The organism is Lysinibacillus sp. LZ02 (assembly GCF_050613145.1).
GTDB lineage: Bacteria > Bacillota > Bacilli > Bacillales_A > Planococcaceae > Lysinibacillus_B.
Genome location: NZ_CP192507.1, coordinates 210,961 through 234,756 on the forward strand (window position 1 = coordinate 210,961; position 23,796 = coordinate 234,756).

The 23,796-nt window shown below is 39.1% G+C and carries 23 protein-coding genes; 17 read left to right on the forward strand and 6 right to left on the reverse strand.

All coding sequences use genetic code 11. The features are described 5' to 3' along the window. Position 1 precedes the first annotated feature (1 nt). From ACQQ2I_RS00970 to ACQQ2I_RS01025, 12 genes are all read left to right on the forward strand, one after another. Positions 2–340, forward strand: a complete 339-nt coding sequence (locus ACQQ2I_RS00970; RefSeq protein ID WP_391372792.1) for a Na(+)/H(+) antiporter subunit C — start codon at positions 2–4, stop codon at positions 338–340. Further along, complete coding sequence (locus ACQQ2I_RS00975; protein WP_431028694.1) at positions 333–1,817, forward strand: Na+/H+ antiporter subunit D; 1,485 nt, start codon at positions 333–335, stop codon at positions 1,815–1,817. The genes ACQQ2I_RS00970 and ACQQ2I_RS00975 overlap by 8 nt, the downstream gene beginning before the upstream one ends. Positions 1,818–1,831: 14 nt before the next feature. Continuing rightward, positions 1,832–2,320 carry a Na+/H+ antiporter subunit E gene (locus ACQQ2I_RS00980; RefSeq protein WP_431028695.1) on the forward strand — a complete coding sequence of 163 codons (489 nt, stop codon included), beginning with the start codon at positions 1,832–1,834 and terminating at the stop codon, positions 2,318–2,320. Continuing rightward, positions 2,313–2,597, forward strand: coding sequence for a Na(+)/H(+) antiporter subunit F1 (locus ACQQ2I_RS00985; RefSeq protein WP_431028696.1), 285 nt, complete (start codon positions 2,313–2,315; stop codon positions 2,595–2,597). The genes ACQQ2I_RS00980 and ACQQ2I_RS00985 overlap by 8 nt, the downstream gene beginning before the upstream one ends. Further along, a complete protein-coding gene (locus ACQQ2I_RS00990; RefSeq protein ID WP_431028697.1) occupies positions 2,575–2,997 on the forward strand; it encodes a Na+/H+ antiporter subunit G in 423 nt (140 codons plus the stop codon). Before ACQQ2I_RS00985 ends, ACQQ2I_RS00990 begins: the two co-directional genes overlap by 23 nt. A gap of 357 nt (positions 2,998–3,354) precedes the next feature. Then, entirely contained in the window at positions 3,355–3,726 is a 372-nt protein-coding gene (locus ACQQ2I_RS00995; protein ID WP_431028698.1) for a GntR family transcriptional regulator, read from the forward strand. Between the two features lie 5 nt (positions 3,727–3,731). Beyond that, a complete protein-coding gene (locus ACQQ2I_RS01000) occupies positions 3,732–4,613 on the forward strand; it encodes an ATP-binding cassette domain-containing protein (RefSeq protein WP_431028699.1) in 882 nt (293 codons plus the stop codon). Beyond that, complete coding sequence (locus tag ACQQ2I_RS01005; RefSeq protein WP_431028700.1) at positions 4,600–5,325, forward strand: hypothetical protein; 726 nt, start codon at positions 4,600–4,602, stop codon at positions 5,323–5,325. Before ACQQ2I_RS01000 ends, ACQQ2I_RS01005 begins: the two co-directional genes overlap by 14 nt. Beyond that, positions 5,322–6,023: a hypothetical protein gene (locus ACQQ2I_RS01010; RefSeq protein ID WP_431028701.1), complete on the forward strand. Its 702-nt coding sequence runs from the start codon at positions 5,322–5,324 to the stop codon at positions 6,021–6,023. Before ACQQ2I_RS01005 ends, ACQQ2I_RS01010 begins: the two co-directional genes overlap by 4 nt. A 25-nt stretch (positions 6,024–6,048) precedes the next feature. Then, entirely contained in the window at positions 6,049–6,864 is an 816-nt protein-coding gene (locus tag ACQQ2I_RS01015; RefSeq protein WP_431028702.1) for a metallophosphoesterase, read from the forward strand. A 302-nt stretch (positions 6,865–7,166) separates the two neighbouring features. Next, positions 7,167–9,164 carry a methyl-accepting chemotaxis protein gene (locus ACQQ2I_RS01020; RefSeq protein WP_431028703.1) on the forward strand — a complete coding sequence of 666 codons (1,998 nt, stop codon included), beginning with the start codon at positions 7,167–7,169 and terminating at the stop codon, positions 9,162–9,164. Positions 9,165–9,296: 132 nt separating this feature from the next. Then, a complete protein-coding gene (locus ACQQ2I_RS01025; RefSeq protein ID WP_431028704.1) occupies positions 9,297–9,845 on the forward strand; it encodes a GNAT family N-acetyltransferase in 549 nt (182 codons plus the stop codon). Between the two features lie 54 nt (positions 9,846–9,899). Here ACQQ2I_RS01025 and ACQQ2I_RS01030 read toward each other — a convergent pair whose 3' ends face one another. Continuing rightward, positions 9,900–10,268, reverse strand: coding sequence for a rhodanese-like domain-containing protein (locus ACQQ2I_RS01030; RefSeq protein ID WP_431028706.1), 369 nt, complete (start codon positions 10,266–10,268; stop codon positions 9,900–9,902). Between the two features lie 297 nt (positions 10,269–10,565). Here ACQQ2I_RS01030 and ACQQ2I_RS01035 point away from each other — a divergent pair, with 297 nt between their 5' ends. Then, positions 10,566–11,966: an aldehyde dehydrogenase family protein gene (locus ACQQ2I_RS01035; RefSeq protein WP_431028707.1), complete on the forward strand. Its 1,401-nt coding sequence runs from the start codon at positions 10,566–10,568 to the stop codon at positions 11,964–11,966. An 89-nt stretch (positions 11,967–12,055) separates the two neighbouring features. On the opposite strand, the gene ACQQ2I_RS01040 is transcribed toward ACQQ2I_RS01035, so the two are convergent. Further along, complete coding sequence (locus ACQQ2I_RS01040; RefSeq protein ID WP_431028708.1) at positions 12,056–12,481, reverse strand: hypothetical protein; 426 nt, start codon at positions 12,479–12,481, stop codon at positions 12,056–12,058. 163 nt (positions 12,482–12,644) lie between these two features. Continuing rightward, entirely contained in the window at positions 12,645–13,874 is a 1,230-nt protein-coding gene (locus ACQQ2I_RS01045) for an alanyl-tRNA editing protein (protein WP_431028709.1), read from the reverse strand. A 64-nt stretch (positions 13,875–13,938) separates the two neighbouring features. On the opposite strand from ACQQ2I_RS01045, the gene ACQQ2I_RS01050 reads away from it, so the two are divergent. After that, the gene (locus ACQQ2I_RS01050; RefSeq protein WP_431028710.1) at positions 13,939–14,241 is read left to right on the forward strand and encodes a DUF6509 family protein; all 303 of its coding nucleotides are present in this window, start codon (positions 13,939–13,941) and stop codon (positions 14,239–14,241) included. A gap of 272 nt (positions 14,242–14,513) precedes the next feature. Here ACQQ2I_RS01050 and ACQQ2I_RS01055 read toward each other — a convergent pair whose 3' ends face one another. Beyond that, a complete protein-coding gene (locus ACQQ2I_RS01055; RefSeq protein WP_431028711.1) occupies positions 14,514–15,842 on the reverse strand; it encodes a CAP domain-containing protein in 1,329 nt (442 codons plus the stop codon). 283 nt (positions 15,843–16,125) lie between these two features. Beyond that, positions 16,126–17,811 (reverse strand): methyl-accepting chemotaxis protein, encoded by a 1,686-nt coding sequence (locus ACQQ2I_RS01060; protein WP_431028712.1) that lies wholly within the window; start codon positions 17,809–17,811, stop codon positions 16,126–16,128. Positions 17,812–18,154: 343 nt separating this feature from the next. On the opposite strand from ACQQ2I_RS01060, the gene ACQQ2I_RS01065 reads away from it, so the two are divergent. Next, entirely contained in the window at positions 18,155–19,849 is a 1,695-nt protein-coding gene (locus ACQQ2I_RS01065; protein WP_431028714.1) for an FAD-dependent oxidoreductase, read from the forward strand. A gap of 223 nt (positions 19,850–20,072) precedes the next feature. Next, positions 20,073–21,176, forward strand: coding sequence for an NADH-dependent flavin oxidoreductase (locus ACQQ2I_RS01070; protein WP_431028715.1), 1,104 nt, complete (start codon positions 20,073–20,075; stop codon positions 21,174–21,176). Between the two features lie 115 nt (positions 21,177–21,291). On the opposite strand, the gene ACQQ2I_RS01075 is transcribed toward ACQQ2I_RS01070, so the two are convergent. Further along, positions 21,292–22,971, reverse strand: a complete 1,680-nt coding sequence (locus tag ACQQ2I_RS01075) for a methyl-accepting chemotaxis protein (protein ID WP_431028716.1) — start codon at positions 22,969–22,971, stop codon at positions 21,292–21,294. A gap of 284 nt (positions 22,972–23,255) precedes the next feature. Between ACQQ2I_RS01075 and ACQQ2I_RS01080 the strand changes: the two genes are divergently transcribed. Beyond that, positions 23,256–23,732, forward strand: a complete 477-nt coding sequence (locus tag ACQQ2I_RS01080) for a DsrE/DsrF/DrsH-like family protein (protein ID WP_431028717.1) — start codon at positions 23,256–23,258, stop codon at positions 23,730–23,732. The last annotated feature ends 64 nt before the right edge of the window (positions 23,733–23,796 follow it).

A 23,796-nucleotide genomic window follows, 5' to 3' on the forward strand; every position in this document is an offset into this window, starting at 1 on the left:
CATGGAATCTTTAATGATGATACTAATTGGTATTTTAGTTGCTGTAGCCACTTATTTAGTCCTCTCTCGCACAATTATTCGTGTCATTTTAGGAACGGCCATATTGTCTCATGCGGTGCATCTGCTCATTTTGACAGTAGGCGGATTAAAAAGAGGGGATGTACCACTACTGAGCCAGTCAGATGGTCCTTACACAGATGCTTTACCGCAGGCGCTTATTTTAACAGCTATTGTCATTAGCTTTGCTGTAACAGCCTTTGTACTAGTGTTGGCGTACCGTATGTATAACACAAATGGAACAGACGATTTCCGGAAGTTAGGGGGATCTTCTGATGAATAATATAATTGTCTTACCGATGATTGTACCTATTATAACCGCTATTATACTTGTGTTTTTACGTGATGATATAAGGCTACAACGGATTATTAGTATAACGACCATGGTGTTTGTGAGTAGTATATCGGTGCTGATGTTGCATTTAGTACAAACACGAGGCATTATGAAGCTTGATTTTAGTGGATGGCTACCACCGTATGGGATTTTATTTGTAGCGGATTCATTTGCATTGTTGCTTGTACTAACCGCAAGCATTGTCACAGCGGTTTGTTTAATTTATGCATTTGCTACAATTGGTGAGCGCCATGAGCGGATGTTTTTCTATCCCTTTGTGCTGTTTCTCATTGCGGGGGTAAACGGTTCATTTTTAACTGGGGATATATTCAATTTATTTGTGTGCTTTGAAGTAATGCTACTTGCTTCTTACGTATTAGTAGCACTTGGTGGAGAGAAGTTTCAGCTACGTGAATCGTTAAAATATGTGCTGATTAATGTCGTCGCTTCTTGGCTGTTTTTAGTAGCACTCGCATTTTTATATGGCACCTTAAAAACACTCAATATGGCGCATATTGCACAGCGAGTAGCGGAAGTAGGGCAAGATCCGATTTTAACGACAGTAGCCATTGTATTTTTAATCGTTTTTGCACTAAAAGCGGGATTACTTCTATTCTTTTGGTTACCTGGCTCCTATAGTGTACCGCCAACGGTTGTGCAAGCGTTGTTTGCCGCCCTTTTAACAAAAGTAGGGATCTATGCATTATTCCGTACGTTTACGCTTATGTTTCCGTTAAATCAAGACGTGACGCATGTACTCATCGGGATAATGGCAGGTGTGACAATCGTAGCCGGTTGTATGGGGGCATTGGCAGGAAAAGATGTGCGAACGATTGCCACGTATAATGTCATTATCGGTGTAGGATTTATTTTGATTGGGCTTGCATCAGGTACGGAAACCGGATTTGCCGGTGCGATTTATTATTTAATTCACGATATGTTAGCGAAAGCGTTACTGTTTTTAATTATTGGGACAATGATTTATTTAACTGGTGAAATTATTGTAAAAAATATGAGCGGTCTCATTCGTAACTACCCGCTATTTGGTTGGATTTACTTTGTTGTGATGTGTGCGTTAACGGGGATTCCACCGTTAAGCGGATTTATTGGCAAAGTACTTATTGGACAAGGCGCCATTGAAGGGCAAAATTATGTGTTATTAGCAATCGGCTTTGCTTCTAGTGTTATCGTACTCTATTCATTATTGCGTATTTTTTTAGCTTCCTTCTTTGGGGAAACAACGATTAGTGAAGATCATCAAAAACCACTACCGAAACTGGCCATGACATCATTTGTGTTGCTTGCTATTTGTATTGTGAGTATCGGGATAGGGGCTGAAGGTGTGGCGCCGTATGTGGAAAATGCAGCGAAAACGTTAGCGAATCCATCCATTTATATTGAAGCGGTGTTAGGGAATATGGAGTAAAGGAGGAGAAGTGGATGTTAGGACAATTTATATTAAATTTATTTATTGCGGCATTATGGTTTTTATTAAAAGATGATCCAAATGCCAATTTCTCCAATTTTGTTGCTGGCTTTTTAGTTGGGGTCGTTATTTTATATGCGATGCATCGTTTCTTTGGGACGCGTTTTTATTTGCGGCGAGTAGCAAAAATCCTAAAGCTTATCCTCCTTTTTATTCAAGAGCTCGTTTTATCTAGCATGTCTGTGCTGCGCTGGGTACTTTCACCGAAGTTAACGATTACGCCTGGTATTTTCACATACAAAACACAGCTTAAGGGTGATTGGCAAGTGACAACATTGGCGTTACTGCTCACATTAACACCGGGTTCCGTCGTAATGGAAGTATCGGAAGAGGGCGATCTATTTTATATCCATGCAATGGATTTAGAAGAAGCCCAGGATTCAATTGTGCGTTCGATTGGCAAGTTTGAACGAGCGATATTGGAGGTGACACGCAATGATTGAGAAAGTAATGCTACTGTCGCTTGCGCTATTTATGGTAGCTATTGCCCTATTATTATATCGTGTTGTGAAGGGACCATCGATGCCAGATAGAGCGATTGCACTGGATACGATTGGTGTGAACTTGATTTCGGCCATTGCGATTGTATCGATTGTGTTGAATACAAAGGCATTTTTAGAGGCGATTTTAATTTTAGGCATTTTAGCGTTTATTGGCACGATTGCGTTCTCCAAATACATTGAAAGGGGCGTTATCGTTGAACGAAAATCAAGCGATTGAATGGATTGCGGTACTATTAATGTTTTTTGGTGCAATTGTGAGTGTCATTAGTGCATTAGGGATGCTGAGGTTACCAGATGTATATACTCGTTCTCATGCGGCTACAAAAAGTGCGACACTTTCTGTTTTATGTTGCTTAGTCGGGGCATTTATTTATTTTTGGAGCCATGATGGATTTGTCAGTATTCGGTTAATTTTAGGGATTGTGTTTACCTTTATTACGGCACCCGTCGCTGGTCACCTTGTTTGTCGTGCGGCTTACCGTTCACGTGTACCGCTAGCAGAAGGCTCAGGTGATGATGCGTTAAAGCCGGTATTATTTGGACAGGATGCAAGCGAAGAGTGTAAAGCAGTAGAAGAAGACTTGGCAATGGAACGAGAAAAGCGTTCGGATATGTAATCGAAGGAGGTGTTCTGAAAGTAAAAACTTTCAGAACACCTCCTTCAAACGTTAAATAATGATCTATTAAGAACTATTGCTACTGCGGTGGTCGCAAAGGGAGTGTCCCAGAATTACTTCTCGGACACTCCCTTTTTTGTGGATAAGTTTTCAGCGTGTAACGAGCGGTTTAGGGCAAGCTTTGTGGATAGCGCTCAAATTTGAGGATAACATTGTGGAGAAGTAAAGAATGTGGATAAGTTTTAGAAAATTTGCGAAAAGTTATCCACATTACGAGGGGAATTGACAAAGATTGTTGCATAATATATAGTACATTACAACACTGATGTACTGATTTGCGTGGAAGGAGGGGGCTCTTTGATTCTGAATTCGAATAGCCAAACGCCGATTTATATCCAAATTGCAGAATGGCTTGAAAATGAAATACTAGCCAATCGGCTCGTAGCAGATGGCAAGGTCTATTCGCAATACCAACTAGCAGAAATGTTCAATATTAATCCAGCGACAGCAGGAAAAGGTTTAACGATTTTGCTTGAAAAAGACATCTTGTACAAGAAAAGGGGACTTGGCATGTTTGTAGTGGAAAATGCGAAAGACAAAATTTTAGCGATGAGAAGGACACATACATTAACACAGCTTGTAGAAGAGGTTGTGCAAGAGGCAAGAAGGTTAGCTGTGTCAGACGAAGAGCTAATGGATTTGATTCAAAAAGTACAACAAAAGGGGTGACGTACATGATTCACTGTGAACAACTCAAAAAGAAATTTCGTAGGAGTGCAGTATTAAGTAATATTTCTCTGCAAATTAATGAACCAAAAATTATGGCATTAATCGGTCGAAATGGTACAGGGAAATCGACGCTGCTTCGTTTAATTGCCGGTCATTTAAAACCAACTGCGGGTAAAATTGAGGTATTAGGTGAAAATCCTTTTAATAGTTTACAAGTTGCATCAAATACGGTGTTAATAGAAGAGTCTCTAACATTTCCTTCACCATTTACACTGGCGGATATTTTAAAGCAGGGGGCAACATTTTATCCAAACTGGCAGCAAGACTTAGCAGAAAAATTGCTTGCTTATGCGAATATCTCACTTCAGGCCTATCATGAGCAATTATCGACGGGGCAACGGGCTACTTTTAACTTAGTGTATGGGCTAGCAACTCGTTCTAAAATTACGCTACTTGATGAACCCATGAACGGTATGGACGAAGCGATTCGTACAGATTTTTACCGAGCAATTTTAAAGGAGTATATTGCTTATCCGAGACTAATCATCATTTCAAGTCATTATTTATCCGAAATGGAGCATTTAATAGAAGAAATTTTATGTATCCACCGAGGAGTAGTAGAGCTACATGCGCCGCTAGATGAAATCCAGACATTTGCTGTTAGACTACGAGGAGATCAAGCACAAATTGCACCGTTTATCGAAAACTTAGAAGTACTGCATGTACATGATGAAGCACCATTTTATGAGGTGGTAGTGCCAGCAGCAACGCTTAATGTTGAGGCACTACAAGCAAAAGGTGTATTTGTGTTAAATGTGTCGGCGAGTGAAGTATGCCAATTGATTACGAGCGAGAAGAAGGAGGGCATCGACCGTGTCTTTAAATAATGTATCGATGAAGCACAATATTAAGAATCAAGTCAGATGGAAGCTTTCTTCCTATAGTTCCGCTTTTATGACAATCATTGCTATACAAATCATCTCATCGCTTATTTTTTCAAATGGAACAACTTATTCAAGTTTAGGTTCTGCTCATTTAAGCCTAACAATCTTAGGTTATAGTTTGGACGGTATACTCATGTTTTCCATGCTTACATTATTTATTATTAGTACGATGCTTGCGAGTAAGCAGATGACACAAGAAAACTTTAGTATTGTCACAACGCGATTGACTGCATCCATTTCGACCGTTATTACCCAATTAGTCCTTTGTTTCATTGCTACATGGACAGCGTTAAGTTCGTTTTATATATTCGCCTTAGTGCATCGTCTGAGAAATTCAGACGCCCAATTTTTAATTGGTCGTGTTGTTGAAGTAGAAACAATTCTTTTATTTTTTAGTTTACTTGTCATCGTATCAGCTGCTGGTTTCTTTGCTGGTTCTTTTTTACAGATGAACAAATGGATCATCTCGAGTATAGGGGTACTGATTGTAATTGGATTGTATGTATTTATCGCAACTAACACGCCTACCGCACAAGAAGCGCTAGTAACGAATACAAGTATGTGGACCCTTATTTTTAAATGCCTAATTATTAGTACAATGATTTATGGGGTGGCCATTTATATTCGTAATCTGCAGGAGGTGAGCAGACGATGAGTACGAGTATTTGGATGTTATTTATCACAATTGGCTGTATAGCGGGTGTTTCGATATGGCTCGTTCGAAAGCTGTTAATGAAAGTGAAAATATGGACGCCAAAAAGAATTGGCTGGTTTCTAGGAACATATATTGTAGCGGGCATAATTGCGATGATTGTATTAACAACATCTGAACAGGATGTTGTGATTTTAGCAGAGGAAGAGCTAAACGTGCTGCAAGAAAATGAATGGTCCTTCCAAGAACAGCTAAATAGAGCAGCTTATAGTAAGTTAGATGAACAATATGTAAAGGAAACACTCGTTTATGAAATGCAAGGTGATACTTTAACACTGGATATCCGGGATCAGTCTCTTTTTTATGACATTGTGATAGAGAGAAATCGAGATTCTGAAGTAAAAGAAGTGGTTGTGAAATATTATGAAACGCCTTATATACATTACGGGGTTGATTTATCAAGCTATATACAACAACCGGAAATAGATTTAGAGGATGATACATTTTCCCTCAGGTTAACTGCTACTGCAGAAGAGATTCAATATATGCAAATTGAACCTACTATTCAGGTAGCAAATCAACGTTATCATTCATTTGTCGGGAAGAGATTAGAAAGACAATCATTCGGTATACGTGTTCTATACTTGAATGTTCCAGCGGATGTGCATATCATTAATAGTAGCGGTATATATATACCCTAAAACGAATGAGAATCGAGCGGTCGATGTGAAAAAATTAGTAAAGATAGTGTGTTATGTCGTTGTTTTTCTATTATTTTTATATGCCAATAATCAATTGTTGGTCGTAACGGAGCATGTGGTTGAATCGGAGAAGCTACCAAAAGCTTTTGATGGTTATCGTATTACGCAAATCAGCGACTTGCACGATGCAACATTTGGCGACAACCAACAAAGACTTGTTGAAAAAGTACGGGCTACCAATCCAGATGCAATTTTTCTAACAGGGGATTTAATCGATAGTCGCCGCTATGATTTGCAAAATAGCTTGGATGCGGTGGCGCAGTTTGTGACATTTGCGGATGTGTATTATGTACTAGGCAATCATGAAGTAGCGGTAAATCAGGTAGAAGAAATTTACGAAGCGCTTGAGCGTCTTGGCGTACAAATATTGCCGAATCAATCGTTGGAAATACAACGCGACGGGGAGCGTTTAACGATTATTGGGATTGAAGATCCGCTAATGGGCAAAGAGCCACAACAGATGCTAGATGAAGCGATGGCGACAATCAATCCGAATTCATATAAAATTTTACTGTCGCATCGACCAGAAAAATTCGAAACATATGTTGAGAATGTAATAGATATTGCATTTACGGGACATGCACATGGTGGTCAAGTACGTTTACCGTTTATCGGCGGGCTTATTGCACCAGGGCAAGGTTGGTTTCCAACGTATACTAATGGCATTTATGAAGCAGAAGAGACAAAGATGGTCGTCAGTAGAGGACTTGGTAATAGCCTCGTACCGCAGCGATTATTCAACTTGCCGGAAATCGTTGTCGTAGAGCTAAAATCACGGTAATTATTGTAGGATGCCCTCTTTGTCACGAGAATAGTATTACTGCAGGAGCAAAGTATTTTAGTAGTTATTGATGATACGTAGAAAGGGATGTTTTGGAAAGCTTTAGCTTCTCAGACATTCCTTTTTATTATGCCCCTTATAAGCTATGAGGGATTACTTCATGCGGAGATCAGCTAGTTATTTCTAACGCCTATTTATGAAACGGCATTTACTACTTTCTGTTATTTGTATATTATAGGTATAAATGTATACTAAATTTACAGAAAAAATAAAAAATAAAATTTTGATTGAGGGAGAATGCTATGAAGTTTAAAAGTATTGGTGTCAAGTTAACAGCAGCTATTACGGTGTTATTAGCTACTACTTGTATAGCACTTGGCATATCTAGTTATTTTAATAGTTCGTCAGCCTTACAAGAACAAGTAGAAACAAACCTAGTTGGGAAAGCGAAAGATGTTTCGCATTATATCGAAGAAGTATTCAATCGTTTATTTGTAGAGGTAGAATCAATTGCTGATCAAAATGTCTTAAAAGAGATGAATTTGGAAGAACAATTTGCCTATTTAAATGAGCAAATAGCAAAAAGAGCGGACTATTTAGCATTCGGGATTATTGATGCAAATGGTACTTCCTATTATTCAGACGGGACAACAGCTGATTTATCTGACCGTGACTATGTAATCAATGCATTCAAAGGTGAGACGGCGATGTCAGATATTTTAATTAGCCGTGTGACAAATGAACCTGTTATTATGATTGCTACACCGATTGATACAGCAACAGGTGAAAAAGCGCTTTTATTAGCACGTATCGACGGCTATGTGTTATCAGATGTCGTCGATGAAATTCATGTTGGCGAGACAGGTTATGCCTTTATTGTGAATGATGAAGGAATGATTCAAGGGCATGCAAATCGAGAGTATGTAAAAAATCAAGTGAATTTCATTACACAGGCTGAAGAAACAGGGGAGATGGCTGGCGAAGCAACGGCCATCCAAGAAATTATTTCCAATAAAAAAGGCTTTTTTGAATTTGAAAATACAGAGGGTTATCAGCGAATGGTTGGGTATCACACGTTAGATAATGGTTGGGCAATGGCTGTGACAGCCGACCGCAACGAAATGCTTGAAGGACTAAGCGATTTAACACGCAGTTTAATCATTTCAACGATTGTTTTTTTAATGATTGCGATTGGTTTTGCGATTTTTGTATCACGTTCTATTAGTAAGCCTATCAAAGAGCTTGTGAACATTAGTGAACATTTAGCGTTAGGCGATTTTCAACATGAGGTACCGAAGCGCTATCGCAAAAGAGGCGATGAGCTAGGGATACTGGCGCGTTCATTGTCTAAAATGGTTGGTAGCATGAAAGAAATGATTTCAAAAGTCAATGACAATGCAAGTAGTGTAAGTGAAGGTTCTTGTGAGTTGATGGGTGAAGTAAACAAAGTAACAGAGATGACGAGCACTATTTCTAATGCGATTGTAGAAGTAGAGCGCGGTTCCGTAGCACAGTCTACAATGGCGGACGAAGGTGCTTATGCGATGGAGCAGATGGCACTAGGTGTACAGCAGGTGGCGGAAGTAGCAAGTACAGTGGCAGAGCATACACAACAAATTGAAGAGCAAATTTATAGTGGGCATCAAGCGGTGAACGAATCCATTCAACAAATGTCTGCCATTCAACAAGGGACAACGCTTGAACTTGAAGTCATCCGAAAGTTAGAAAATGAATCGAAAGAAATTGGCTTAATCTCGGAAATGATTACGGATATTTCTGATCAAACGAACTTGCTTGCACTGAATGCATCCATTGAAGCAGCTCGTGCGGGCGATGCCGGAAAAGGCTTTGCAGTCGTAGCAGAGGAAGTCCGAAAACTATCTGAACAAACAGCACAATCAGCTGCACAAATTAATACATTAATTCACAAAGTACAAGTATATACGACGGAAGCAGTAAAGGCAGCAGAGTCTGGTGAAGAAAATGTCCAACGAGGATTAGTGACGATTCATTCAGTAGAATCTCGATTTGAGGAAATTGTCCATTCCGTTGAGAAAATTACACGTGAAATTGAACAGCTAAGTTCTTCTGCTCAGCAAATGAGTGCCAATACAGAGGAAGTAACCGCATCGATTGAGGAAATGGCCGCAACAGCCAATGCTTCTACAGAGTATATTCAAGAAGTAACAAAATCGACAGGCTCACAACGAGAAGCTGTAGAGGAAATGGGTAAGCAAGCGGAACAATTAAACAATATGGCTGTGGAACTACGTGTAGCCGTTAGTCAGTTTAAACTATAGGTAGAAGAGGGCGTATCGCAAAAGTGGTACGCTTTTTCTTATTTTTAATTCGATGTATAGTCTAAAAATGGTAGAAATAATCATTTACTATGTAAGTAGGGAATTTTTATTTTCACATAAGGGGGAGCGGACATGTTTACATATCGAGTGGATGATGAAGTAGCATTAAAGCTTGTGACACAGCGGGATGCAGAAGAGGTGTTTGATTTAATAGAAGAAAATCGTGAGCATTTGCGAGAGTGGCTAGGTTGGCTCGACTTTTCTACTGATATGAGTGTGACACGTAAAGTAATTGATATGAATTTACAGAAGTTTATCCAGAACGAAGCGTTGGATACAGCGATTATTTATAAGGGGAAAATGGTTGGGAAAGTTAGTATTAATGTCATTAACTACGCAAATAAAACAGCACAGCTCGGTTATATGTTAGGTTCAAAATATGAAGGGCGAGGGATTATGACACGCGCGGTCAAAGCGATGGCCGATATTGCACTATTTGAATACGATTTGCATAAAGTCGAAATTCACGCGGCGGAAGGCAATCGTAAAAGTCGTGCCATCCCGGAACGGCTTGGGTTTATACAGGAAGGAACGATCCGAAGTGCAGAATGGCTATACAATCACTATGTAGATCATGTTGTTTACGGCATGTTACGGAAAGAATGGTTGACACGGAAATAAAAAAGCGAAGGAGCCGTTTGAAAGGACCTTTGAGATGGCTCCCTCGCTGTTGCTTTATTCGATATCCCCTGTCCAACTAGACATCCCTTCGGATACATTAACCACATCATAGCCTGCTGTTGTTAAAATGTCACTTGCTGTTTGGGAACGGTTGCCACTACGGCAAATGACGATGTATTTTTCCTCTTTTGACAGTTCACTGAAATCTTCTTGCTGTAAGGCAGATAACGGTTTATTTTGTGCGGATGGAATATGCCCTTCCGCAAATTCATTCGGTTCACGTACATCGAGTACAACATAACCTTCATTCATCTTTTCTTCGACTTCATTGAGCGCAATCGTTTCATAGCTTTCTTCCTCATTACTGCAAGCAGCAAGTGCTAATATAAAAAGAGCCATCATAGCGAATAACCATTTTTTCATGTATAGTACCTCCATTTTGTTTCATACCTATAGAGGTATTATAGATGACCTGATTTTAACATGCAATAAAATAAATTGTTAAATGAGAGAGTTTCATAGATAGTTTTTTATCAAGAAATAAGAACAATGAATTATGAAATTGATTAGAGTAAAGCACGGTAATGAATCTTTTAATATAAGAGAATAATAGTTTTTGATTGAATATTTAGAATATTGATGTAATATATTTACATAGAGGGTTGATGTTGGAGACGAGATTACAAGAGCCGTGAATTCAAATTTGGAAGGGGTATTGTTATGCAACAAACGACGGTAACACGCATACAAGAAATTTTTCAAAAGCAACAGGCGTATCAATGGGAAGTACGTAAAACGAATTCAGCTACACGTAAAGAGACACTCGGAAAACTCGCGAAGGCACTAAAAGACAATATGCAGGAGATTGTTGTGGCGACGATTCAAGATGTGCAAAAGCCACAGTTTGAAGTAGTCAATGAAGTGACATCTGTCATCGGCGCAATCGAATATGCTATAGCGAATGTAGAAGAGTGGATGAAACCAGACATTGTGGAAAGTCAACCAGGTACAAAAGCACAAATTATGTACGAGCCAAAAGGGGTCGTATGTATTTTAGGTACATGGAATGCACCGCTTACGGTATTGGTTCATCCGTTGGCAGAAGCAATCGCAGCAGGAAACTGTGCGATTTTAAAGCCTTCTGAACATACGCCGACTTTTGGTGAAACATTGCAAAAAGTTATTGCCTCCGTATTTGATGAGCAGGAAATTGCTGTCGTCATCGGAGACGCCGACGTTGCGAATGAGTTATTAGACCTTCCTTTCAATCATATTTGCTTTACAGGTGGTACAAAAATCGGAAAGTTGGTAATGGCGGCGGCGGCCAAGCATTTAGCGTCTGTTACATTAGAGCTTGGTGGAAAATCCCCGGTTATCGTTGATCAAGGTGTGGACCTGGAGCGAACAGCGATGCGATTAGCATGGGGTAAAATGATTAATAGTGGTCAAATTTGTATTTCACCTGATTATGTATGTATACATGAAGAAGATGTTGAGGCGTTTGCACAACACTTTGAACAGCATGTGCATCGCGCATATTATGATGCAAATGGAACGATTCAAAATGAAGACCGTACACAAATTGTCAACGCTGCACACTATAATCGATTGAAAAACTTATTGAATGATGCAGTGGAAAAGGGGGCACAAGTATTAACAGGTGGTCATTTTGATGATGATACACGTCGTATCGAACCAACATTGTTAACGAATGTGACGGAAGATATGATCATTTTGCATGAAGAAATTTTTGGCCCGTTATTGCTTGTTTTACCGTATACAGATATTGAGGAGCCACTTGCGTATATTCGTCAAAATCCGAAGCCACTAGCATTATATATTTTTAGCGACCAACCGGCGTTAGTAGAGCATATATTGCAAAGCACATCTTCAGGAGGGGTAACGATAAACGACATTGTTGCTCACAATACTCATCCAAATTTACCGTTCGGTGGCGTCAATAGTTCGGGAATCGGTAGCTATCACGGCATTCATGGCTTTAAGGAGTTTTCACATAGTCGCGCGGTATTCACAGCGGTACCCGCAGAGTATGAGGCATTTATTATGCCGCCGTATGCAGGCAAACTGGAAATGATGATGCAACAACAAAACGAACAGTAACAAGAAAACCTATGAGTATTTCATCGTGAAATACTCATAGGTTTTCTGATTAGCAAACAGACAAACTGTCATTTACATCTCTGTTATACTTATTTTCGTTTTTTACTACCACCGCTGAATATACTTAAAATGAATGTTAATCCGCCTACAATCCCAAAAATGTTCATGAAATAGAGCTCATAAAATGGAATATTACTTTTATTAAGCCACTGAGCGATTACATCTATAGTGGATAAGGAAGAAATGATTGGAAATAGAAGTGAAAGAACTAAACAGGGAAGAGAGATCAAATAGAGTAATTGTTTATTCAATTTAACATTCTTAGAGTGAACAAAGAAAATAGAAAGATAGCATCCTATTAAAATATCAAATGTAACCTTTACCCAATAAATGATTGTTGGATTAAAAGCTGAATGGGCCTGCTTTTCAACATCATTCAGAACTTGATGAGTTCCGTAGGCTAGTATGATTAACCCCATTAGCCACAAGACTTTAAAAACGGGACCTTTGTTCATTTTCTCCCTCCATTACATATTATTTTTACGAAGATTATACCATATATTTACATAAAAAGTATAAATGTTAGGTGGATTTTGATGTTTTTAAGAGGGATATAGTGCCAGGCACCATTGCTTCATAGCAGATGGTACCTAGCCTTTTTGAATAGGTTTTCCGACTTTATAGAGCGCTTTTCATTGCTTCTAATAGTTGTTCCGGTGTAATTAATTTCTCACCGCCACCTTGAACGAGTGCGTCATTCCCGCCTCCTTTTCCGTTAATGCTAGGAAGGGCTGCTGTTGAAATAGATTTCATGGACACGTCTATGTTGGCACCTCGCGCGGCAACAAATTGGAGCTTGTCTTCATTGTTGGCTACAAGGAGTGCAATTACATCTGGCTTTTCTGTTGTCACATAACGTGCTAGCTTTTGAAGCTCCTGAATCGAGCGGTTTTCAAACGTTTTGGCAATGATGCTTTCCCCTGTATGAACGAATTCTTTTGCTTCAAAAGCAAGTAATGCATCGCGCGTCTCTGCTAACGCTTTTTCTGTTTGCTTTGCTGCCTTCATCAGTTTTGTTAGTGCAGCGCCTGCTTCTTTTTCAGGGACGCTTAATTGACGTGCCACATCCGTTAGTACCGTTTTTCGCATTGCTAGTTGTTCATATACACGGTTGCCGCATACGAAATGGACACGGATATTCGCTTTCATTTTTTCGATTTCCATAATTTTAACCATTTGTACTTGGCCTGTAGATGTTGGGTGTGTTCCACCGCAGCCATTGTAATCATAGTCAGGAATAATGACTAAACGAATATCTTCATCGACGGAGACATCTTTTCGTAAGTTGTATTGTACTAATTCTTCTTTTGTTACCCACGTTGTTTCGATCGGACGGTTTTCTAAAATAATGTCATTGGCGCGTTTTTCCGCTGCGGCTAACTCTTCGGCTGTCACGGCTACTGTATTTAAATCAATGGTCACGAGGTCAGTCCCTAAATGGAAGCTCACTGTTTGATAGTCAAATAACTCCACAAAAGCAGCCGTTAAAATATGTTGCCCTGTATGCTGCTGCATATGGTCAAACCGGCGTACCCAGTTCAGTTTTCCTTCCACTCGGCCGCTTAACGTAGCCTCTTCTTGTATGTAATGTCGAATTTCTTCGTCCACTTTTTCTACGTTTAGAACTTCCACATTATTAATCCACCCCGTATCATGGGGTTGCCCGCCACCAGTTGGATAGAATGCTGTATTGGATAGGACAACATAGGCCCCTTGCTCATCTGCGCCTGTTTTGACAACGTCTGCTGAAAACTGTTTGATCATCGCATCTTGATAATATAGTAAGTCTTTCATGTGCTTCACTCCTTTACTCGCTATTGTATCGCACACATGCAAAGAAGCCTTCATTTGACGCCAACATTTTTTTGTTTATCATTAAGAGGAGAGATTTCGCAAATAAGGAGCGACGAACATGGAAATTACAGCTTTTTCTGTAGAAGAAATTAAAGATCCAACGAATATTATTGAAGGTAAGCGGTACGAATTTTTATTAGACATCGAAATTGATGAAGAAGACGAGCTATATTCGGAAGCAGGCATTGAAGTACGTGTCATCATTGCACAGCAGGATGAAGAAATTCGTCTGTTGAATTACTTTTTAATCGATAAAGCAAATAATGAAATTTTAGACTTTGCTTTAGAGGAAGAGGAAGAAGCAATGATTTTACATTTTGTAAGCGAAGAACTAAATACAGAAGAAAACGCTGGCGAGTAGCCAGCGTTTTTATGCTTTAAAAGATAAGAAAGTATAAATTTTTTTAATTGAAAGCGTGTCTAGCACCTCGTGACGATTCGAAAGAGGGAAATAAAATAGCAGAGTCGCGTAAAAGAGCTTCGAACCCGCGTAAAACCGTAGGAAAGTCGCGTAAAACCTACCCAAACCCGCGTAAAACCATAAGAAAGTCGCGTAAAAAACCCCGATACACAAAAAACCACCCTTATGCGTAAGGATGGTTCATATGAGACAGGGAGATAACCTGACTTTTTTTAGTATGTGATGAAATTCATCGTGTACGTTCGATTTTCGATCCCTACACCGGCATGTTTAAATTCTTTATTTAAAATATTTTTTCGGTGTCCAGGTGAATTAAATAGACCATTATGTGCATGGAAAATGGTTGAATGGCCATCTGCTAAGTTTTCACCAGCCGTTCGATAATCAAGTCCAGCTGCTTCCATACGATCAAAAGGCGTTGAGCCATTTAGTGAATTATGAGCGAAATACTTATTAGTAACCATATCTACGCTGTGCGCTTTTGCTACGGCGGCTACTTTCGTATCGTATGTGAGTGTAGCAACTCCAGCTTTTGCGCGTGAAACATTAGTGATTTCCACCATTAAACGTGCTAGTTGCTCATATTTTTTTGCAGATGTATCATTTTGTAAAGCTTTTAATTTTAAATCTGCAGAACTAGAATCTTCTGTCCAATAAATCGCATCAATTTTATTTTTGGCGTGCGTATCTACAAAGATGGCAATCTTTTTACCATTTTTTTCGACGTTTTTATTGCCAGATAAAGCGCTACCGATTGTGTATCCTTCAAAAGTTGCCCCATCTTTTGTTAAATAGCCACCAATCACTTGATTATCCGAAACAAATTCTAATTCATAACTTTTATAATCGTTGTTTACTACACGTGCTGTAACAGCACCGCCCATAAAGTATTCTTTTGAGTTAGTAGGATTGTTCGTTCCAGCATTACTCGTTGCTGTCGCTTTTAGCTCAACGTAGCCTTTGTCATACATACGATATAAAAAGGCAGCCGCTTGCGAACGTGTTAAGGTATTAGAGGCACCAAAGCGTTTTACTGGATCTGTTTCATTTAAATTTTGTCCAGTTGAAATACCTGTCTCCATTAAATAAGTAACGGCGCTCGCTAAATCGGATTTTTGTCCTAAGGCATGCGCAATCATACGCGCTACTAGTCCACGATTAATCGGTTGATTACGAACAGTTGTGGAATTATAGCCATTTAAAGGAACATCATAAGCTATGAGCCGATTGTAATAAGTAGCAGTCCAGTCATTTGAGTTTTGTTGAGTTGACATAGGAAACTGGAAAAACTCTGCAAACATTTTGGCAAATTGTGCCTCTTTTAATGTGTCGGTCGGGTTAAATTTCCCGTTAGACCCTGAGATGATTTTATTATGGTACGCCCACTGAACGGCTTTGTAGTAAGATGCCGATGGACTTACATCAGGAAAAACCTGTGTTTTATAAAAGGAGTCATTATCCTGTAGAGTAGCTGCTTGAGAAGTTGGTGCAAAGCTTAACAGCACAATACCGATGACGAAAATATGTAACCATTTCTTCATTATACGCCCTCCGTTCCTAATAATATCCAATTATAACACTATTGATATTTAGAGAGAGGGGATACATAAGAAATGAATCAAAAGAATTAAGTAAAAAAATTACATAAACTAAATTAGAAATTTATCTAGTTTAAAGGTTTTAGAAGGTACGCTCTTTAAAAGATATTGATGATAGTTGAGGGGGTAAGGATATATACCTCTAAATAATCCCGTATAAAAGCTGTTATGATCGCTTTTATACGGAATGTAAAAATTCACCATAAATGATTTAGGGCGGCGTTTTCTATAGTTTAAATTCACTAATCGTATTTTTTAAGTCTTTTGCCATATCGTTTAGGTGAGCAACGGATGTGGAAATTTCAACGGATGATTCATATTGATCTGTTGCGATTGCTGCAACTTCCTGTGCATTAGTTGCTAAGCTGTCAGATATTGTGGAGATATGGTTAATTGTTTCTACAATGCTTGCTGTATTCGTATTAACTTCTTCCACGACACCAAACACATCAACCGTTTTTCCAGAAATCTCTTCAATAATGTTTGTGATATTTTGGAATTCGTCGCCCGTTTTCATCGCAAGATTACTACCTACTTCAACGGCTTTTATACCACCTGTCATAGATTGAATGGCTTTTTCTGTTTCCACTTGAATTTCATTGATTAATAATCGAATATCATTAGCAGAGTGGGCCGATTGCTCTGCTAGTTTTCTTACTTCGTCTGCGACAACGGCAAAGCCTTTGCCATGCTCTCCAGCTCTCGCTGATTCAATCGCTGCATTAAGAGCGAGTAAATTCGTTTGGTCTGCTATATCGGTGATGATTGAAATAATTTGGTTAATCTCTGATGATTTATTGCCAAGGTGAGACACGACATTATTAGCATGATCAACAGTTTGTTGAATCGTCTGAATTTGTTGCAGTGTTTGTTGGACAACGGCATTACCAGACTGAGCCGTTTCCTTTGCGTGAAGGCTTAAGTCGGTTACGTTTTGAACCGATTTTGTTGTTTCGTGTATGCCTTGTGATACTTCTTCTAAGTAATTAGAGGAATGTGCTAAATCAGTTGCTTGAGATTCTGCTCCCTCTGACACTACTTGCATTGCTTTTGTAATATCTTCTGTTGCTGCTACATTTTCATCCGTGTTATGGGTTAATAACGAGGCATTAGAAAGCATTTTATCCGATGCGTCATCAATTTTTGTGATAAGTAAACGCAACTCTAGGCGCATTTTTTCAAATGCTTCTGCTAATTTTCCAAGCTCATCTTTCCGATTTAAGCGTACAGATGTCCCTAAATCACCCTTAGCAATTTGCTCTGTTGAATGAATAATTTGTTGTAGGGGGCTTATGATCGAACGGCTTAATAAGAGAGCGATTATAATCCCGATTAAAATGACAAATGAAAACATCATGATAAAAAAGTTTGTATTGTTATCAAGTAGTTGTTGAATATCCTGTAAACCGTTTGTTGTTTGAGCGACACTTTCCTGTTTTAATTCATCGACCATTTTATTAATAGCAATTGATGTTGCATCAAATTCACCCATAATTTTATTCCCTTGTTCAGGCCCACCATCAATATAATTTTGTGCCATTTGTCTTCCGGATTGATAGTAAACGTTAAAGGCTTCTTCGATTTCATTTAGTCGATTTGAATTTTCTGGCTGTAGCTCTTTTAAATCATTTAGATTTTCATAAACAATTTGGCTATGTTTTTCAGCTAATTCGAAGCCGTCATCTAATCCATCTTGTCCCCGTGTAGCACCAATGTCTGTTAAATACTGTTGGACTTGTACGACGGCTAATTTTAATTCCTCTGTTAAAAAAGTCGTTTGTAATGTAGTATTTTCGATTTCCTTAAGATGCTTCATTTGAGAATCCGCATTATTATACTGAACAACCCCTACAATAATCAGTGTTAAAAAAATAAAAACAAATGAGAGCAAACCCCTAGTTCGTATAGACATACTGACAACCCCTAAATGTAAATTTAATGTAAATTAAGTTAATTTAATATATACCATAAATACTATAAGTATAGGGTTAATAAAGTTGTAATATTTGTTACATTATTTAGAGTTTTTTGTGTTATTTGTCCTTTTAAATTAAGGGTTTATAAGTGTTGGTGAAGTATAAAACATCCCTATACTTAGCTAGGAATATAGTCTTTCAAGTGAAGTCTGAAAATTGAAGAGGGCAAGAAAATGAGAATGAATCATGCTACAATGCAATTAAAGTAGTATGATTTTTTATTATAACTATATTGGTATAAAGTGTTCGGTGAGGGAAGGACAAAGGAGGATTTTTGAGATGAGTAAAAAAATTTTAATTGTCGGTGGTGTAGCAGGAGGTGCTTCTACGGCAGCACGGATTCGCCGTTTAGATGAACAAGCAGAGGTCATTATGTTTGAAAAGGGACCACACGTATCATTTTCAAACTGTTCATTGCCCTTTCATTTAAGTGGGGTTGTGGAAAGTAGTAATCGCCTAGTGCTAATGAATCCAAACTCTTTTAAATCGAAATATAATTTAGATGCGCGCACTCATTCTGAAGTGATCCGCATTAATCGTGCAGAAAAAACGATTACCGTGCGCAATCTTATCACAACAGAAGAATACGATGAGACTTACGATAAATTAGTATTATCGCCAGGGGCAGCGCCGATTGTCCCACGTGTAGAAGGTGCAACACTACAGCATGTATTTACGGTAAGAAACGTTGTCGATATCGAGCGCTTGCAAAAAGCAATCGTAGAAAATGATGCACAACATATTGCGGTTGTCGGTGGGGGATATATTGGTGTAGAGGTAGCAGAAAACTTATGCCTTGCTGGCCGTAACGTAACACTTGTACAAAGTGCTCCTCAAATTCTCCGTCCGTTTGATTTTGATATGGCGCAAATTTTACAAAAGGAAATGATGGATAAAGGGGTTCAGGTCATCGTTGGAGATGGGCTAGCAAGTATTACAGCAGAAGATGTCACACTTGCTTCAGGTAAAAAGGTAAAGGCTGACATCGTTGTATTAGCAATAGGTGTACGCCCTGAAACAACGCTTGCTGAAGAAGCCGGGTTAGAAATTGGTACATCTGGTGGCATTAAAGTCGATCAAAATTATGTGACAAGTGACCCACATATTTATGCAGTGGGCGATGTAATCGAAGTGTATCACCGTTTACTACATAAACCAGTTCGTTTAGCGTTAGCCGGTCCAGCACAGCGTCAAGCACGTGCAACAGCGGATCATATTTACGGTATAGCAAATATCAATAAAGGGGTCATTGGATCATCCAGTATCCAAGTATTTGACTTAAATGGTGCTGCTACAGGCTTAACAGAGGAAGTAGCGAAAAAAGCAGGCTTCCAAGTGGATAGTGTATATGTCATTGCACCAGATAAAGTAGGGTTAATGCCAACGAGTAATCCGCTGCATTTCAAATTAGTGTATGAAGTGCCAACTGGTCGCATTTTAGGCGCGCAAGCAATTGGGAAAGGGAATGCGGATAAGCGGGTTGACGTCATTGCAACACTCATTACGATGGGCGGGACGATTGAAGATTTAAAAGAGCTAGAGCTGTCGTATTCGCCGATGTTTAGTACAGCAAAAGATGTTGTGAATCTAGCTGCGCTAGTGGCGAATAACATCATGGCTGGTCGCTTCCGTCAAGTATCTGTGTCACAAGTACGCGGACTTTACGAGGCAGGTGCACTATTTGTCGATGTACGTGAAGAAAATGAATTTGCTAACGGTCATCTGAAAGACGCACTGAATATCCCGCTTAGCCAATTACGTGAACGCATGAATGAAATTCCACAAGATCAGCCTGTTTATGTACATTGTCGTTCTGCACAGCGTAGTTACAATGCGGTGATGGCGCTACAAGGCGCAGGTTGGCATCAGGTTGTCAATGTCTCCGGTTCATTCCTTGGCATTTGCCTATACGAATATTTCACAGATGTCCAAACAGGTCGCGAACCGATTGTGACACAATATAATTTTAAATAATAACGAACGGTTCCGTCTGAAAAGATATTTTGAGGCGAAACTGTTACAAACGAGGGGTCTAGAAAGTGGACACCCTCGTTTTTCATTAGATTAGTGCCTTAAAATAAGTTAATACTTTAGTTGTATGTTCGTTGTACAACATGAAATATTTTGAAGGGACCATCATTAACTAGAGAAGAGATACTATTTTCTAGGATTAAACGTTTTTAGAAGGGGTGATTAGATGAAATTTACACAACCATTTACATTACGTTCCGGTCTTACATTAAAAAATCGTGTACTCATGGCACCGATGACGATTTCTTCTTCACAGGCAAATGGGGATGTAACCGAAGAGGAATTAATGTATTATAATCGCCGTGCTAGAGGCGTTGGCACAGTGATTACGGCGTGTGCTTCTATTAATGATTTAGCATTAGGCTTTACACATTCCATTGGTGCAGAGTCTGACGAGCGTCTTCCCAGCTTAAAGCGTTTAGCACAGGCCATCCAAGCTGGTGGTGCACGCGCTATTTTACAAATTTTTCATGCGGGGCGTATGTCAAACGCTACATTACTTGGAACGCAACCGGTTTCAGCGAGTAATATCCCTGCTTTACGCCCGAATGCAGAAACGCCAAGGCCATTAACTTTAGCAGAAATAGAAACGACGATTGACGATTTTGCAGAGGCGACGCGCCGTGCGATTGAGGCTGGATTTGATGGCATTGAGCTACACGGAGCGAACACGTATTTACTGCAACAATTTTTCTCGCCACATTCGAATCGTCGAACAGATCAGTGGGGAGGGGACGTGAAGGCTCGTATGGTATTTCCATTAGCTGTCGTAGATGCTATAAAAGAAACCGTCGCTAAATATGCAACAAAGCCTTTTGCCATAGGTTATCGTTTTAGCCCAGAAGAACGCGAAGAGCCAGGAATTACGATGGACGACACGTTATTATTTATCAATGCGTTAGCTGATAAAGAAATCGATTATCTTCACGTATCGATTAACCAATTTCAGGCGGGCTCTATGCGGGATGCGCAAGATCCGCGCGGGCGCATCCAATTAATTCAAGAAGCAGTAGGGAATCGAATTCCGATCATTGGTGTTGGGGGCTTACAAACGGTAGAACAAGTAGAAGAAGCCCTGACACTAGTGCCTCTCGTATCACTCGGGCATGCAATGATTATGGATCCGGAATGGTATCAAAAGGCTGAAAGTGGGCAGCAAGATAAAATTTATCCGGCACTATACCGTAGTAAAGAAAAGGAGCTGGATATCCCAGCGCTGCTTTGGGCCATGATTACCAATGTGCCGGGTTGGTTTAAGGTAGAGCCGTAAACAGTAATATTTGAAGAGGAAGAAGAGGTGTCCAGAAAGTAAAAACTTTCCGGACACCTCCTTCAGTGGTTGCAAGGTTTCGTCTCAAAATATCTTTTTTCAGACGGAACCTTTATTAATATTTAAACTGCTGAATCGTTTGTTGTAAGTCTTGTGCCATTTTTGCAAGGTGAGATGATGAGGCCGATACTTCCTCCATCGCTGCCATTTGCTCTTCAGAGGCAGCAGCAATGCTTTGTACATTTTCATTTGATTCAATGGACAGTTTTGCAATTAAATCAATTTCTTTTACAAGCGATTCGACATCTGTATAAATAACTTGTACCGCTTTTGTAACAGCTGCTGTTTGTTCTGTTACGTTATGAATAGCGTCACTAATGGAAATGAAGTTTGTACGTGCAGTGGAGACTTTTTCTAACCCTACATCAACAGATTGGCTATTCTCCGTAATATCTTCTTCAATTAAGCGCGTGCTTTCCGTAATTTGTGCGACCACTTTTTCGATTTGAATGGCTGCCACATGGGATTCATCGGCTAATTTCCGCACTTCCTCCGCTACAACCGCAAATCCTTTCCCGTGTTCTCCACTACGAGCCGCTTCAATTGCTGCGTTTAATGCGAGTAAATTTGTTTGCTCCGCAATCGATTTAATCACTTGAACGGCGGTCGTAATCGCCTCTGCATTTTCATCTAAGTCGGAAATACGTGAATTAAGTAATTGTGTATTTTCCGAAATGGTATCCATTTGTGTTGTGACGGCATCAATAGAATGATAGCTTTCGTTTGATAATGTTTGGGTATTCGAAGTAGATTCATTAACAGAATGAATGCTTGTTGTAATATCTTCCATCTTCTTTACGATATGCTCAGATAAATGCTTCAGGTCTTTTGTATAGTGATCTTGCTGTTCAATTTTTGAAGTGATTTCTTGCATAGCATTCGTCACAAGTTCTGTTGATTGTGTTACTTCATAGCTACTGGCTGTTAATTCCTGAGATGTTGCAGCGACTTGCTCAGAAGCATTGCTAATGCCTTTCATTGAAAACGTTAAATCTGTTCCCATTTGATTAAATGAGGATGCTAAGCTTGCAAATTCATCTTTTGTTTTGAATGACAGCTCTGTATTTAAATTCCCCTGTGCAAATTCCCTCATTTTATCAGATAAAGTATTGACGTTTTGGGCTACACGGCGACCAAAAATGGAAGAAATGGCAATACCGATAATGAGAGATAATAATGCCAGTACACCGATTTGTAGGATGATCGTATTGCTACGTGCTGTTGTATCTCCAATTTTCGTTAGTAATTCTTCATTTACAGCGGTCGACATGGATTTTCCAAATACAACTAAATTTTGTGAACCTTGTCCCAATATAGGAACCGATATCGCATACGCTTTGTCTGTATCCCCCGCTTGGTAGGTAGGAATGATTTCATTATCAATCGCTGTTTCCCACTCCGTTAATTGAATAATGAATTGATCGTAATCTGCGTTACCATAGCCTAATTCATCAATGCGATCAGCTGATTGATGTAATGTTTGACGGATTTCATAGTGATTCGATAACATCTGATCATTGCCGTATAACATATAGCCGCGAATGGCTGCATTGGCACGAACCGCTTGGAATGAAATATCGTCGTAGAGCGTGATTAATTCAGAGTCCTTTTGGATATCTGTTAACGTTGCTTTATTGTTATTTAGAAAATATAGGGAAATGGTAGAAATAATCAACATTAATCCAAGTACGACGCCAAAGGATAAAAATAATTTTTGTTTAACCGTTGTTTTCATTTCTCATACCTCTATGTATACATATTTCAAATCTTTTCTAATTATATAAGAAAATAACCTTTTATTTGTGAAGTAAAAATGATAAAAATAATGTGTATGACTTGTTTCAATCATAAAATTACGCTGTATATAAGGGCGGAATTTAATTTGAACAATTGTGTTGACAATATACCTGATAGGGTATATAGTAGGTGATGTAAGGCAGAACAATAATAAAAGTCGCAAAGATAGCGGCTATTTATTTTCGATAAAATAATACCCTATAAGGTATAAAGGAGAGCGAAATGGAAAAGAAAAGAACGACGATAGTGTTATTTAGTGGGGATTATGATAAGGCGATGGCGGCCTATATTATTGCCAATGGTGCTGCAGCCTATGACCATGAAGTGACGATTTTCCATACATTCTGGGGTATCAATGCACTGCGAAAGCAAGAGCCTGTTCAAGTGAAAAAAGGTTTCCTTGAAAAGATGTTCGGCAAGATGATGCCACAAGGTGCTGAAAAGCTCGGTCTATCTAAAATGCAAATGATGGGCATGGGACCAAAAATGATTAAGCACGTTATGGCAAAGCATAGCGCTTTAACATTAACGCAATTAATTGAGATGGCACAAGAGCAAGAGATTAAACTGGTATGTTGTACGATGACGATGGACTTATTAGGTCTACAACAAGAAGAGCTGTTAGACGGTGTAGAGTATGCAGGTGTAGCGGCATATTTAGCAGATGCCGAAGACGGAAATGTAAACTTATTTATTTAACTTCTTTCAGTAAGTATAAAAAAATTTTTTTTGAAGAAAATAATACCCTATATAGTATGGAGGA

Coding starts and splice junctions, on each gene's coding strand:
- ACQQ2I_RS01075 (WP_431028716.1), bottom strand. CDS start 22,971: ATGAAAACAACGGTTAAACAAAAATTATTTTTATCCTTTGGCGTCGTA.
- ACQQ2I_RS01000 (WP_431028699.1), top strand. CDS start 3,732: ATGATTCACTGTGAACAACTCAAAAAGAAATTTCGTAGGAGTGCAGTA.
- ACQQ2I_RS01055 (WP_431028711.1), bottom strand. CDS start 15,842: ATGAAGAAATGGTTACATATTTTCGTCATCGGTATTGTGCTGTTAAGC.
- ACQQ2I_RS01030 (WP_431028706.1), bottom strand. CDS start 10,268: ATGAAAAAATGGTTATTCGCTATGATGGCTCTTTTTATATTAGCACTT.
- ACQQ2I_RS01020 (WP_431028703.1), top strand. CDS start 7,167: ATGAAGTTTAAAAGTATTGGTGTCAAGTTAACAGCAGCTATTACGGTG.
- ACQQ2I_RS01080 (WP_431028717.1), top strand. CDS start 23,256: ATGGAAAAGAAAAGAACGACGATAGTGTTATTTAGTGGGGATTATGAT.
- ACQQ2I_RS01060 (WP_431028712.1), bottom strand. CDS start 17,811: ATGTCTATACGAACTAGGGGTTTGCTCTCATTTGTTTTTATTTTTTTA.
- ACQQ2I_RS01065 (WP_431028714.1), top strand. CDS start 18,155: ATGAGTAAAAAAATTTTAATTGTCGGTGGTGTAGCAGGAGGTGCTTCT.
- ACQQ2I_RS01045 (WP_431028709.1), bottom strand. CDS start 13,874: ATGAAGGCTTCTTTGCATGTGTGCGATACAATAGCGAGTAAAGGAGTG.
- ACQQ2I_RS00970 (WP_391372792.1), top strand. CDS start 2: ATGGAATCTTTAATGATGATACTAATTGGTATTTTAGTTGCTGTAGCC.
- ACQQ2I_RS00975 (WP_431028694.1), top strand. CDS start 333: ATGAATAATATAATTGTCTTACCGATGATTGTACCTATTATAACCGCT.
- ACQQ2I_RS01040 (WP_431028708.1), bottom strand. CDS start 12,481: ATGAACAAAGGTCCCGTTTTTAAAGTCTTGTGGCTAATGGGGTTAATC.
- ACQQ2I_RS01010 (WP_431028701.1), top strand. CDS start 5,322: ATGAGTACGAGTATTTGGATGTTATTTATCACAATTGGCTGTATAGCG.
- ACQQ2I_RS00985 (WP_431028696.1), top strand. CDS start 2,313: ATGATTGAGAAAGTAATGCTACTGTCGCTTGCGCTATTTATGGTAGCT.
- ACQQ2I_RS01070 (WP_431028715.1), top strand. CDS start 20,073: ATGAAATTTACACAACCATTTACATTACGTTCCGGTCTTACATTAAAA.
- ACQQ2I_RS01035 (WP_431028707.1), top strand. CDS start 10,566: ATGCAACAAACGACGGTAACACGCATACAAGAAATTTTTCAAAAGCAA.
- ACQQ2I_RS01025 (WP_431028704.1), top strand. CDS start 9,297: ATGTTTACATATCGAGTGGATGATGAAGTAGCATTAAAGCTTGTGACA.
- ACQQ2I_RS01050 (WP_431028710.1), top strand. CDS start 13,939: ATGGAAATTACAGCTTTTTCTGTAGAAGAAATTAAAGATCCAACGAAT.
- ACQQ2I_RS00980 (WP_431028695.1), top strand. CDS start 1,832: ATGTTAGGACAATTTATATTAAATTTATTTATTGCGGCATTATGGTTT.